Here is a 12,658-nt window from a genome sequence, read left to right as displayed (position 1 = left end):
CCGGACGCGGCCGGGCGGGCCGGGGCTCGGGGCCGAGCCCTGTACCGGTTGGTGCTACTCGTCCGTACTACCTGATTCCGGACCCCGCCACCAGTCTCCTTACCTCGGTCGGGCGACAGCGGAACGTGACGGTGGCACGGGACCCCCGCGAAGACGACGGCCGGGGCACGGGAACGGCCGGAGCCCCCGCACAGTGGGCTCCGGCCGTGGACCTGTGGTCCTTCGTCCGATCCTTCGTCCGGTCCTTCGTCCGTCAGAGGGCCAGACCGGTCAGGACGAGCACCCGCTCGTACGTGTAGTCCGCCATGGCGTGCGCGACGCCCTCGCGGCCCACGCCGGACTGCTTGGCCCCGCCGTACGGCATCTGGTCGGCGCGGTACGAGGGCACATCGCCGACGATCACGCCGCCGACCTCCAGCGCGCGGTGGGCGCGGAACGCCGTCCGCACGTCGTGGGTGAAGACACCCGCCTGGAGCCCGTACGGGGAGTCGTTGACGGCGGCGAACGCCTCGGCCTCGCCGTCCACCCGGGTCACGGTGAGGACAGGGCCGAAGACCTCCTCGCAGGCGATGGTGACACCGGAGGGGACCTCGGTGAGCACGGTCGGGGCGTACGTGGCACCGTCGCGCACCCCGCCGGCGAGCAGCTTCGCCCCGGCGGCGACGGCCTCGTCCACCCAGGACTCGACCCGGCGGGCCGCGTCCTCGCTGACCAGCGGGCCGACATCGGTGGCCGCGTCGGAGGGGTCGCCGGTGACCTGGGCCTCGACCGCCGCGACGATCTTCGGCAGCAGCCGGTCGTACACCGAGGCGTCGGCGATGACCCGCTGGACCGAGATGCAGGACTGGCCGCCCTGGTAGTTGGAGAAGGTGGCGATCCGGCTCGCCGCCCAGTCGAGGTCGGCCTCGCTGTTCCAGTCGCCGAGGACGACGGCCGCGCCGTTGCCGCCCAGCTCCAGGGTGCAGTGCTTGCGCGGCACCGAGTCCATGATCGCGTAGCCGACGGGCCCGGAGCCGGTGAAGGAGATCACGGGCAGGCGCTCGTCCTGCACCAGGGCGGGCATGCGGTCGTTGGGGACCGTCAGCACCGACCAGGAGCCGGCCGGGAGGTCGGTCTCGGCCAGCAGCTCGCCGAGGATCAGCGAGGAGATGGGGGTGGCCGGGGCGGGCTTGAGGATGATCGGCGCGCCGACCGCGATCGCGGGGGCGACCTTGTGGGCGCTGAGGTTTAGCGGGAAGTTGAACGGCGCGATGCCGAGGACCACGCCCCGGGGGATCCGGCGGGTCAGCGCGAGCCGGCCGGTGCCGCCCGCGTCGGTGTCCAGCCGCTGGGCCTCGCCGCCGTTGAAGCGGCGGGCCTCCTCCGCCGCGAACCGGAAGACGGAGACGGCGCGGCCGACCTCGCCCCGCGCCCACTTGATCGGCTTGCCGTTCTCGGCGGAGATCAGCCGCGCGATCTCCTCGGTGCGCTCGGCCAGCCGGCGGGAGACGTGGTCGAGGGCGGCGGCGCGTACGTGCGCCGGGGTGGCGGCGAACTCGTCACGGACCGCGTACGCGGCGGCGACGGCCTCCTCGACCTGGGCCTGGGTCGGGACGGAGACCGTGCCGACGAGCCGCCCGTCCCACGAGTTCGTGACGTCGAAGGAGGTCTCGCCGGTGGCCTGGCGGCCGGCGAGCCAGAAGGCGTGGGTGGAGGTCATGTCCCGGCCCTTCCGAGATAGATGGGGTGCGTCCGACCACGGTAGGACCGGGAGGCCCATCGGGCGCTTGTCCGGGGTGGAGTGGTGGGGGTCGCCTTCCCTACGGTTTGGCAGGGCGGCCCCGGCGGTCGGGGCGGGCGATCCTGTGGCTGGGTGGGGCGGGCGGTCCTACGGTTTGGCGGGACGGGCGGCCGGGCCCGGTCCCGGGCTGCTCTTGAGCGCGAGCCACAGCTCCATCCGGACGTCCGGGTCGTCCAGCGACCGGCCCAGGATCTCCTCCACCCGGCGCATGCGGTAGCGCAGGGTGTGCCGGTGCACGCCCAGGTCGGCCGCCGCCGCGTCCCACTGGCCGTGGCGGGAGAGCCAGGCCCGCAGGGAGGCCACCAGGTCGCCGCGGCCCGTCGCGTCGTGCGCGTACAGATCGCGCAGCATGCCCTGGGCGAAGGCGCGGACCGCGTCGTCGGCGAGGAGGGGCACGATCGAACCGGAGGCCAGCTCCTGGTGCTCGACCAGGGCGAGGCCGCGCCGTCTGGCCACCGAGAGGGCCTGTTCGGCCTGCTGGTACGCGGTGCCCGCCGCGCTCGGCCCGGCCGGGGCGGACAGGCCGGCGGCCACCCGGGTCTCGTCGGCCTCCCGGGCGGTGTGGGCACGGGCGCACTCGGCGAGCACGGCGCCGCCGTCGGTGGCGAGGACCACGAGCCGGTCCGCGCCCGTGGGGACGGCCAGCAGCGCCTCGCCCGCGCGGGACGCGGCGGCCTCCAGGGCGTCGGCGAGATCCTGGAGCGGGCTCCCGTCCCCGGCCTCCCCGCCGCCGGTCGCGGGGGCGGCGTCGCCGGCGGGCTCCGCGATCAGCAGCCGGAAGGGCGCGTCGAGCAGTGTGCCGTAGAGGTCTCCGGCCACCGCGCGGGCGTGGTCGGGCTCCCCGGAGAGCAGCATGCCGAGCACGGCCGCGCCGAGCCGCCGCTCGGCCTCCTGGAGCGAGCGGGAGCGCTCGCCGACGAGGGTGAGCAGGGCGACGGCCGAGTGCACCGCGTACCGCTCCGCCGTGCCCGGCGCGGCACCGGTGCCGACGGCGAGGATGCCGCGCGCCGTCCGTCCGGTGCCCAGCGACTGGAGTTCCACCCGGTCGTCGCCGGTGTCGGCGACGACGGCGCTGCCGGGAGCGGGCCGCTCCCACAGCCGGGTCACCTCGGCGGTGAGCCGGGCGGCCCGGCGGGCGGCCCACTCGGGCGCGGCGGCGGTCACGGCGCCGGAGCGGTCGTACACGGCGGCCCAGCCGTCGACGTGGGCGGCGAGGCGGGCGACGACCGCGGCGGCCCCGCCGGTGAGCGCGGCCCGGGTCAGCTCGCGCTGGGCCTCGAAACCGGCGGTGACCGCACGGTACTGATCGGCCGCGATCGCCGCCGACACGGCCTTGCTGATCGCGAGGAACGGAGTCCTGCGGGGCACCGCGAGCAGCGGGAAGTCCGCCTCGCGGGCCGCTTCGAGCAGGGCGTCGGGGATGTCGTCGTAGTTCACGCCGATCGCGAAGCCGAGGCCGACGACGCCCGCCCCGGCGAGCCGGCGCACATAGCGGCGCATGGCCTCGGGGTCCTCGGCGTCCAGGGTCATGGCGGTGACGAGCAGCAGCTCGCCGCCCTCCAGATAGGGAACGGGGTCGGCCAGCTCGCTGACGTGGGCCCAGCGGACCGGGGTCGCCAGTCGGTCCGCTCCGGCGCGGACGGTCAGCCGGAGCGCCGAGTGCTGGACGAGGGAGGCGAGAGTGGGCGGCATGGGACCTTCAGTCGGCGACCGGGCGGGGCCGGGAGGGACGGCGCGCCGGCCGGGGCCTTCGCCCCGCCCCGTGCTCCGTCCCGTCGGGGTGGCGGATCCGATTCTGCCAGCCCGTAGCGGTCGGGGCGGTTGCCTCGGGCGCGGACGCGTGTCCCCGGCCCGGGGTCAGCCCCGCAGGTCCACCAGCAGGGGCGGGGCGTGTTCCCCCCGTACGGTCGTCAGCGAGAGGACGGCGTGCCCGGCGGGCACCTGGTGGGCGAGGTCGGAGGCGGACCAGCGGGCCCGTTCAACCTCGCGGACGGTGACGGCCTCGGCGGTGACGGCCTTGCCGGTGACCAGGCGGCGCATCAGGTGCATCGCCTTGGTGAGGGGTTCGTCGGAGAGGATCTGCCGGTTGGTGACATCGCGGGTCTGCACCCATTCGGTGCCCCAGGCCTCGGCGAACCGGTTGCCGTCCCAGGGCGCGAGCCCCGCGAACGCCATCCGGCAGCCGACCGCGCCCAGCAGCGGTCCGCGCAGGGACTCGGGGACCTCCTCCAGGGTGCGCAGGGCGAGCACCACACCGGCGTTGGCGGAGCGCAGCCGCTGGATGGCGCGGACCGCGTCGGGGGTGACGGCGGCCATGGCGTCGTCGAGCACCAGGGCCGCGAAGAGCGACCGGTCGGTACGGGCGAGCGCGGCCTCGGCGAACTGGGCGAGCACCAGCCGGGCGATGATCCGGGACGCCTCGGCGTGGCCGCGTTCGGGGAGGTCGATCCGGACCCGGAGGGGGTGTTCGACGGCCCGCAGCGAGAACTGCCGTCCGGTGCCGTCGGTACGGAAGAAGGGGGCGAAGGCGGGGCGGTCGAGGAAGGCGATCCGCTCCGCGAGGAGCACGCCGACATCGTCGGCGCGGGCGGCCTGCCGTTCCCGGGCATCCAGCTCGCGCAGCTGGGCGGCGGCTCCCGGGCCCGCCTGCCGCCGCAGCGCCTCGCGCAGCCCGTCGATCACAGCGGGCACCCCGCCCAGCAGCTCGCGCAGTTCCGGTACGGCGGGGAAGCGGCCGTGGACGCTCCGGTAGGGGCCGATCAGCTGGGCCAGCGCGGTGGCGGCGCGGCCGCTCTCGCCGCCGGGGAGCCCCGCCGCGAGATCGCCGATCAGCGCCTCGGCGAGGGTGCGGGCCGCCTCGTCGGGGTCGTCGGCGCCGCCGTAGAGGTCCAGGTCGTGCGTGGCTCCGGCCCGGCCGAGGGCGATGACCAGGTCGAAGGCGTCGTCGGGGGCGAGTCCCGCGCCCTGCGCGGTGACGGCGACCACGGCGGCCCGGTTGGCCAGCGCGAGCAGGCACAGCGACTCCACGACGGGCCGCACCAGCCGGTCGCTCTTGCCGACGCCGGACGGGCCGACGGCGAGCAGCGAGGTCCCCAGGAGCGCGGGGTCGAGGGCGACTCCGGTGGTGCGGCGGGGGTAGGGGTTGCGGGGGTCGTCGACGGCGGTCCCGATCCGCACCTGCCCGGTGGCCAGGTCGTGGACGGCCGTCCGCCGGGGCAGGTCCCGCGCTCCGGAGGGGTGGACGCAGGCGCCGGCGCCCCGCGCGCGCACGCTGTCGGCGAACGACGCCAGCAGCTCGGGCCGGGAGCGGGCGGAGTGCCAGGCCGTGCGGATCCTGGCGTAGTCGACGTCGCCGAGGGCGCCCGCACGGGTGGCCTCGGTGAGGAGGTGCGCGGCGTCGGTCAGCCCGGCGGTCCGCAGCTCGGGCCATTCGACGGGGTCGGCGTCGGGCGTGCGGGGCCGGGGCGGGGCCTGGCGCCGTCCGCGCCCGGCGTAGCGGTGCCAGATCTCGGAGACATGGCCGAGGCGGGCGCAGAAGACCAGCAGGCCGCCGCCGACGGCGGCGTAGTAGAGGCCGCTGACGATGGAGAAGGTCCGCCCGTCCGCCATCCAGGCGTCCGGGGTGAGGACCAGGAGGGGCCAGATCCAGTAGTCGCCGAGGTAGCCGTTCCAGAGCAGCGACCAGAACAGCCAGCCGCTGAGGAGGGCGATGATGGCGCCGGCGAAGAGCCGGCGGGCGGGCACCTGGTCGGGTTCGACGGCGGCCCGGGGGCGGTGGCCGAAGCGCCAGATCCCCGGGTCGGCGGCGGGCCGGGGGGTGCGCAGCCAGTCGACGACGGCGGCCCGGGGGGCGGGGGCGTGGCCGGGCATCGGCGGCGGGGTCGGTGACGAGGCCGCGGGCGGCGCGGCGGGGGGCACCGGAGGCACGGCCCGGGCGGGCGGCACGGACGGCGGCGGCGGTGTCCCGGGGCCGGGGGCAGGGGGCCCGTCCGGGGAGCGGGGCGGAACCCCTGCCCCGGGCTCGTGCCCCGTGCCGCGTGCGTCGAATGCGCCTTCGGTGTCCATGAACCCTCTTCCCCCCTGACCAGCCAGGCCCGCTCTGTGCCCCGTCCTGTGCCCCGTCAATCTACTGTCCCGGCGGGGGCAGTTCACCGATTCGGCCGGGCCGGCCCCGTCCGGCCGGATCGGGTCACCGGGAGATCGCCCCCGGCCCGCCTATGTCCGGCGAGGACAACCCCTCACCCCCAACACTCCCGAACGGCGCATGCCCACCCCGCTCCCCCACCCCTAGGGTCTGCGCATAACGGAATCCACGAGATCCGCAACACCCTCCCGGGGCCAGCACCCGGAACCCCGCCCCCGAACCCCGGATCCTGATCGCGCGGATCCCCGGAACACCCAGGAGCCCCCATGACCGCCATCCCCCAGGAGCGCCGCGTCGTCACCGCGATTCCCGGACCGAAGTCGATCGAGCTCCAGGCCCGGCGCAGCGCCGTGGTCGCCGCGGGCGTCGGGTCGGTGCTGCCCGTGTTCACCGCGCGGGCCGGGGGCGGGATCATCGAGGACGTCGACGGGAACCGGCTGATCGACTTCGGCTCGGGCATCGCCGTCACCAGCGTGGGCGCGAGCGCCGAGGCCGTCGTGCGCCGGGCCTCCGCGCAGCTCGCGGACTTCACGCACACCTGTTTCATGGTCACGCCGTACGAGGGGTACGTGGAGGTCGCGGAGGCGCTGGCCGAGCTGACCCCGGGCGACCACGCCAAGAAGTCCGCCCTGTTCAACTCCGGCGCCGAGGCCGTCGAGAACGCGGTCAAGATCGCCCGTGCGTACACCAAGCGCCAGGCGGTCGTGGTCTTCGACCACGGCTACCACGGCCGGACCAACCTCACGATGGCGCTGACGGCGAAGAACATGCCGTACAAGCAGGGCTTCGGCCCGTTCGCCCCCGAGGTCTACCGGGTGCCGGTGGCGTACGGCTACCGCTGGCCGACCGGGGCGGAGAACGCCGGTGCCGAGGCGTCGGCCATGGCGATCGACCAGATCAGCAAGCAGATCGGGGCCGAGAACGTCGCCGCGATCATCATCGAGCCGCTGCTCGGCGAGGGTGGCTTCATCGAGCCCGCGAAGGGCTTCCTGCCGGCGCTCGCCGCGTTCGCCCGCGAGAACGGCATCGTCTTCGTCGCGGACGAGATCCAGTCCGGTTTCTGCCGCACGGGCCAGTGGTTCGCCTGTGAGGACGAGGGCGTCGTCCCGGACCTGATCACCACCGCCAAGGGCATCGCGGGCGGTCTGCCGCTCGCCGCCGTCACCGGCCGCGCGGAGATCATGGACGCCGCGCACCCGGGCGGCCTCGGCGGCACGTACGGCGGCAACCCGGTGGCCTGCGCCGGTGCCCTCGGCGCGATCGAGACGATGAAGGAGCTGGACCTCAACGCGAAGGCCCGGCGCATCGAGGAGGTCATGAAGGGCCGCCTGGCGGCGATGCAGGAGAAGTTCCCGGTCATCGGCGAGATCCGGGGCCGTGGCGCGATGATCGCGATCGAGCTGGTGCAGGACCGGGCCACGAAGGAGCCGCACGCGGCGGCCGCCGCCGCGCTGGCGAAGGCGTGTCACGCGGAGGGGCTGCTCGTCCTCACCTGCGGCACCTACGGCAACGTGCTGCGCTTCCTGCCGCCGCTGGTGATCGGCGAGGACCTGCTGAACGAGGGCCTGGACATCATCGAGCAGGCGCTCGCCCGCCTCTGAGCGGGGGGACGGCCGCCGGGAACGGCAGCCGGGGACACAGGGTGACGGTCCGGGGCGAACGGACGCCGCCCGCCCTGGACCGGCACCCTCCGCTCCGGCGGAACGGTCACTACCTGTGAAGAACGTGTGGGGGCCCGATGGCGGGATGGAGATCCGGCTGTCGGTCCCCCCGCCGCCTGCCGTACGGTTTCTGCAGATGAGAGAAACACCCCGCTCGCAGGGGACTGCGAGCGATGCCGGTCCGGGGCTTCCCCAGCCCAGTTCCGGTCGTGCCCTTGCGCACACCACCGGAGCTTCGGGCTCCGGAACTCCTCACCGATCGGATGGCCGCTCGTCCCAAACCCCCCGGGGCCTGCGGCGGCCCGGTCCCGTCGGCCGCTCCGGAACTACCCCCCCTGTTCCGGAGCGGCCGGCCTTTCGCTTCCCCGGCCCCGGCTCCCCCCGGCCCGCGCGGCACACCGCCGTCGCGGCCGTCTGTACGGTGCTCTTCGCCCTGGTCACCTGGCAGGTGATGGCGGACGGCCCGCTGCGCCGGCTGGACGAGCGCATCGGCCGGACCGCCGTCGGCCACGGCCCCCGGCCGCTCACCGAACTCCTCGCCGACCTCGGCGGCGTCGCCCTCGCCCTGCCGGTCCTGGCGCTGGCCGCCGCGTACACCCTGTGGCGGGACGGGCGGGCACGGCGGTACGAGGTGCTGCTGAGCGCAGCCGCCCTCGCCGCCGTACCCGCCCTCGTCGTCCCGCTGAAGGCGCTCACCGACCGGCCGGGCCCGCTGACGGACGCCACCGGCCACTTCCCCTCCGGTCACACGGCGACCGCCCTGGTGGCCTATGCCGGCGCGGCCCTGCTGATCGCCCCGTACCAGGGCCGGATCCGCTGGGCGATGCCCGCCGCCGGGGTGCTGACCCTGGCGACGGGCATCGGTCTGGTGCTGCGCGGGTACCACTGGCCGCTGGACGTGATCGGCAGTGTGCTGCTCTGGTGCGGGGTGCTGCTCCCGGCCGTCCGGGCGGTCAGCTCCAGACGTAGGCGTCGAAGTTCCGCGAGAACTGCCACTGGTTGAAGCGGTCCCAGTTGATCGACCAGGTCATCAGCCCGCGCAGGGCGGGATAGGTGCCGCGCGGCCGGTAGGTGCCGCAGTTGGTGCCCTTCGTCAGGCAGTCCAGCGCCCGGGTGACCTCGCCGGGCACGGTGTGGCCGCCCGCCGCGTGGGTGGAGGCCGGCAGACCGATCGCGACCTGGTCGGGGCGGAGCGCCGGGAAGACGCGGGACTGGTTGCCGGCCACCGGGAAGCCGGTGAGCAGCATGTCGGTCAGGGCGACATGGAAGTTGACGGCGCCCATCGTGTGGTACTGGTTGTCCAGGCCCATGATCGGCCCGGAGTTGTAGTGCTGGACGTGGAGCAGGGTCAGATCGTCCCGGAGCGCGTGGATGACCGGAAGGTAGGAGCCGGCGCGCGGGTCCTGGCCGCCCCAGGGTCCCGAGCCGTAGAACTGGTAGCCGAGCTGGACGAAGAACGTCTCCGGCGCCATGGTGAGCACGAAGTCACGGCCGTAGCGCGCCTTGAGGGTCTTCACCGCGGAGATCAGGTTGACGATCACGGGGGTGGTCGGGGCGCGGAAGTCGGTGTCCCCGGTGTTCAGTGAGAGGGAGTGGCCCTCGAAGTCGATGTCGAGGCCGTCGAGCCCGTACTCGTCGATGATCCGCGAGACGGATGTGACGAAGGCGTCCCGGGCGCCGGTGGAGGCCAGCTGCACCTGCCCGTTCTGGCCGCCGATGGAGATCAGCACCTTCTTGCCCGCCGCCTGCTTGGCCTTGATGGCCGCCTTGAACTCGGTGACGGACTCGACGTTCGGGCACTCGGTCACCGGGCAGAGGGAGAAGCGGATGTCGCCGGAGGTCACCGAGGTGGGTTCGCCGAAGGCGAGGTTGATGACGTCCCACGAGTCGGGGACGTCGGCCATCCGGGTGTAGCCGGAGCCGTTGGCGAAGCTGCTGTGGAGATAGCCGACGAGGGCGTGCGGCGGGAGCCCGCCGCCGGTGCCGCCCGCCGGGGTGGTCACGTTGACGGCGGCGGACTTCGCCGACTCGCCCGCGCTGTTGGCGGCGCTCACCTGGAAGGTGTACGCGGTCTCGGGGGTGAGCCCGCCGACCGTGGTCGAGGTGCCGTTCACCGACGCGACCTTGGTGGCGCCCCGGTAGACGTGGTACTCGGTGGCGCGGGCGGCCGGGTTCCAGCTCAGCGGTACGGAGGTGGCCGAGGGGGTTCCGGCGGCGAGGCCGGTGGGCGCGTCGGGGACCCGTACCGGGTCGCCACCCGGTCCGAAGAGGGAGATGTCGTCGGCGTGGTAGGCGGCGGTGCCGTACCAGCCGTGGGTGTAGAGGGTGACGGAGGTGGTGGTGGCGCCGGTGCGGAAGGTGGTGGACAGCCTCTGGTAGCTGGGAGCGGACGGCGTCCAGGCGTAGCTGTCGGTGGTGCCGGTGCCGGTCACCCCCAGATAGGCGTAGCCACCCTGGACCCAGCCGCTGAGGGTGTACGCCGAGTTGGGCTGGACGGTGACGGTCTGGGTGCATCGGGCGTTGTCGCCGCCGGACGGGGTCGCTCTGAGCGCCCCCGTGCCGGTACGGACGGGGGTGGTGACGGCGCTGCCGCTGCCGGCGGAGCAGCTCCAGCCCGTGAGGCCCGCTTCGAAGCCGCCGTTGACGGCGAGTTCGGTGTCGGCGGCCTGGGCGGGGCCGGCTGTCGCCACGAGCCCGCCGGCGGCGAGTGCGACGGCGGCGAGGACGGCGGTCAGCCGGCCGCGGCCCCTGCGGCGGGGGGAGCGCGCGGCCCGGTCTCTGGTGCGTTCCACAACTGCCTCCGAACGTGGGGGGATGGAAGTGGGAGCGCGCACAATTTGGTCCAGACCAATGGGGTTGTCAAGACTCCGCGCAGGAGGTGGGCACGCACGGCGGCGGCGGGCAGGGCGGTCGGCACCGCCATGACCGCCCTGCCCGGCGGGGCGTACCCGGCCGAGGTGACCGGCGCACCGGGCCCGCGGCAGGACACGGCGGCCCCTCTCACCCGTCCTCGTCCAGGGAGATGAGCGCCGTCGCCTCGTGCATCGCCGCCTCCAACAGCTCCGGATCGGTGAGGACGCCGGAGCCGTCCGGGGCGACCAGCCAGCGGATGCCGCTGCCGGCGGCCCGCCCCGGATGCGGCACCACGAGCCAGTTCCCCGCCCCGACCCCCCGGATGCCGGTGCCGAGCCAGTGCCCGGTGGTCCCCGGCGGTACGAAGAAGCCGAGCCGGGCGTCGCCGAAGTCGGCGAGTACCGGACCGGTCCGGTGGACCAGCCGGTTCAGCACATCGAGGGTGCGGTACCCCAGCCGTCCCGGAAGGATGAGCACGTCCCAGCGGTGCCCGGCGGGCAGCAGCGTGATCCCCAGGGGACTGCGCTCCCACTCCCACCGGCAGGCGTCCGGGTCGGGCGCCACCGATACCAGCCACTCCACCGCTGCCCTGGGCCCTGAGCCAGCCATCGCCCGGCCTCCGTCCGTCGTCCCGTGCGCGATAAGCGCCTTCACGGGGGGAGAGCGGGACGGGCGGCGGTTATGACGCGGGTTGGCGCACCTTCCGCGGTTCTTCCGCGGTGACCCGCGTCACCGGGCACAGCGGAACGCGGCATACGGGGGTTCAGCTGTCGAAGCCGAGCCCCAGCCGGTCCAGGGTCCGCAGCCAGGCGTTGCGCCGGCCGCCCCGGTCGTCGGCCCGGGCCAGCGACCACTGGGTGATCCCGATCCCGGCCCAGGCCACGGGCTCCGGCGGGAACGGCAGCGGCTTGGTGCGCACCATCTCCAGCGCGGTGCGCCCGGTGCGCTCCCCCGCCAGCAGATCGAGCATCACGTCGGCGCCGAAGCGGCTGGCGCCGACGCCGAGCCCGGTGTAGCCGGCCGCGTAGGCGACCCGGCCCCGGTGGGCGGTGCCGAAGAACGCCGAGAACCGCGAGCAGGTGTCGATCGCCCCGCCCCAGGCGTGGGTGAAGCGGACCCCCTCCAGCTGCGGAAAACAGCGGAAGAAGTTCCCCGCGAGGGTCAGATACGTCCGGGGCCGCTGGTCCAGGTCGGCGTTGAGCCGCCCGCCGAAGGGGTAGACCGCGTCGTAGCCGCCCCACAGGACCCGGTGGTCGGCGGTGAGCCGGAAGTAGTGGAACCGGTTGGCCGCGTCCGCCAGCCCCTCCCGGCCGTGCCAGCCGATCGCGTCCCGCTGGGCCTCGGTCAGCGGCTCGGTCATCAGGGCGTAGTCGTAGACGGGGACGGTGTACGGCCGCACCCGGCGGACCAGGGAGGGGAAGACGTTGGTGCCGAGGGCGACCCGGCGGGCGAACACCCTCCCGTACGGGGTGCTCACCGCCATCCCGGAGCCGGTCGCGGCGAGCCGCTGCCCCGGGGTGTTCTCGTGGATGCGGACACCCCGTTCGAGGCAGACGCGCTTGAGGCCCCAGGCCAGCTTCGCCGGGTGGAGCAGCGCGGTGCCCCGGCTGTCGACGAGGCCGCCGAGGAAGGTCGGCGAGTTCGCCCGGGCCCGTACCGCGTCCCGGTCCAGGAGTGCGAGCCCGTCGCCGAGGCCGAGCCCGCGGGCCCGCTCGTACAGCTCCGTCAGTTCGGTCAGATGGTGGGGGCGGGTGGCGACGTCGATGGCGCCGGAGCGTTCGAAGTCGCAGTCGATGGCGTGGTCGGCCACCGTCCGCTCGATGGCGTCGAGGTTGTCCTCGCCCATCCGGTCCAGGGCGGCGATCTCCCCGGGCCAGCGGGCGAGACCGTTGGCGAGGCCATGGGTCAGGGAGGCGGCGCAGAAGCCGCCGTTGCGGCCGGAGGCGGCCCAGCCCGCCTCCCGTCCTTCGATCAGGACGACATCGCGGGCCGGGTCGCGCTCCTTGGCGAGCAGCGCCGTCCACAGGCCGCTGTAGCCGCCGCCGACGACGAGCAGGTCGCAGTGCTCGTCGCCGGTGAGGGCGGGCCGTACGGGAGGCCGGGCGGGATCGTCCAGCCAGTAGGGGGTCGGTGTGGCGTCGGCAAGGGATGGTGCGAAGTTCATGGCGTTGGCGGCCATGCTTTCCACTCCTTAGGTGTCCGCTGCGGCCGGGCCCTTGC

8 protein-coding genes are annotated in these 12,658 nt (G+C 74.6%); 2 read left to right on the top strand and 6 right to left on the bottom strand.

Annotated elements, in window-relative coordinates; all coding sequences use genetic code 11:
* Window positions 1-253: 253 nt before the first annotated feature.
* The 3 genes from SYYSPA8_RS32470 to SYYSPA8_RS32460 form a co-directional block, all read right to left on the bottom strand.
* The gene (locus tag SYYSPA8_RS32470; protein WP_323450991.1) at window positions 254-1,699 is read right to left on the bottom strand and encodes an aldehyde dehydrogenase family protein; all 1,446 of its coding nucleotides are present in this window, start codon (window positions 1,697-1,699) and stop codon (window positions 254-256) included.
* A 168-nt stretch (window positions 1,700-1,867) separates the two neighbouring features.
* On the bottom strand, window positions 1,868-3,472 hold the full coding sequence (locus SYYSPA8_RS32465) for a PucR family transcriptional regulator (protein ID WP_323450990.1): 1,605 nt from the start codon (window positions 3,470-3,472) through the stop codon (window positions 1,868-1,870).
* A gap of 165 nt (window positions 3,473-3,637) precedes the next feature.
* Window positions 3,638-5,845, bottom strand: a complete 2,208-nt coding sequence (locus SYYSPA8_RS32460) for an ATP-binding protein (RefSeq protein ID WP_407706129.1) — start codon at window positions 5,843-5,845, stop codon at window positions 3,638-3,640.
* Window positions 5,846-6,190: 345 nt separating this feature from the next.
* Between SYYSPA8_RS32460 and gabT the strand changes: the two genes are divergently transcribed.
* On the top strand, window positions 6,191-7,525 hold the full coding sequence (gabT, locus tag SYYSPA8_RS32455; RefSeq protein ID WP_323450988.1) for a 4-aminobutyrate--2-oxoglutarate transaminase: 1,335 nt from the start codon (window positions 6,191-6,193) through the stop codon (window positions 7,523-7,525).
* A 481-nt stretch (window positions 7,526-8,006) separates the two neighbouring features.
* Window positions 8,007-8,588, top strand: a complete 582-nt coding sequence (locus tag SYYSPA8_RS32450; protein ID WP_323450987.1) for a phosphatase PAP2 family protein — start codon at window positions 8,007-8,009, stop codon at window positions 8,586-8,588.
* Here the strand turns inward: SYYSPA8_RS32450 and SYYSPA8_RS32445 are convergent.
* The 3 genes from SYYSPA8_RS32445 to SYYSPA8_RS32435 form a co-directional block, all read right to left on the bottom strand.
* On the bottom strand, window positions 8,539-10,377 hold the full coding sequence (locus SYYSPA8_RS32445) for a chitinase (protein WP_323450986.1): 1,839 nt from the start codon (window positions 10,375-10,377) through the stop codon (window positions 8,539-8,541). The genes SYYSPA8_RS32450 and SYYSPA8_RS32445 overlap by 50 nt on opposite strands.
* 208 nt (window positions 10,378-10,585) lie before the next feature.
* A complete protein-coding gene (locus tag SYYSPA8_RS32440) occupies window positions 10,586-11,047 on the bottom strand; it encodes a hypothetical protein (RefSeq protein WP_323450985.1) in 462 nt (153 codons plus the stop codon).
* A gap of 154 nt (window positions 11,048-11,201) precedes the next feature.
* A complete protein-coding gene (locus SYYSPA8_RS32435) occupies window positions 11,202-12,617 on the bottom strand; it encodes an NAD(P)/FAD-dependent oxidoreductase (protein ID WP_323450984.1) in 1,416 nt (471 codons plus the stop codon).
* Window positions 12,618-12,658: the final 41 nt, after the last annotated feature.

Source organism: Streptomyces yaizuensis, assembly GCF_034961445.1.
GTDB lineage: Bacteria > Actinomycetota > Actinomycetes > Streptomycetales > Streptomycetaceae > Streptomyces > Streptomyces yaizuensis.
Note: the sequence above shows the minus strand (reverse complement) of the source record. Positions and strands in the feature narration are given on the sequence as shown.

What these genes read in the sequence shown, in the direction of transcription:
- SYYSPA8_RS32470 (WP_323450991.1), bottom strand. Translation starts at nt 1,699, where the DNA reads ATGACCTCCACCCACGCCTTCTGGCTCGCCGGCCGCCAGGCCACCGGC.
- SYYSPA8_RS32465 (WP_323450990.1), bottom strand. Translation starts at nt 3,472, where the DNA reads ATGCCGCCCACTCTCGCCTCCCTCGTCCAGCACTCGGCGCTCCGGCTG.
- SYYSPA8_RS32460 (WP_407706129.1), bottom strand. Translation starts at nt 5,845, where the DNA reads ATGGACACCGAAGGCGCATTCGACGCACGCGGCACGGGGCACGAGCCC.
- gabT (WP_323450988.1), top strand. Translation starts at nt 6,191, where the DNA reads ATGACCGCCATCCCCCAGGAGCGCCGCGTCGTCACCGCGATTCCCGGA.
- SYYSPA8_RS32440 (WP_323450985.1), bottom strand. Translation starts at nt 11,047, where the DNA reads ATGGCTGGCTCAGGGCCCAGGGCAGCGGTGGAGTGGCTGGTATCGGTG.
- SYYSPA8_RS32435 (WP_323450984.1), bottom strand. Translation starts at nt 12,617, where the DNA reads ATGGCCGCCAACGCCATGAACTTCGCACCATCCCTTGCCGACGCCACA.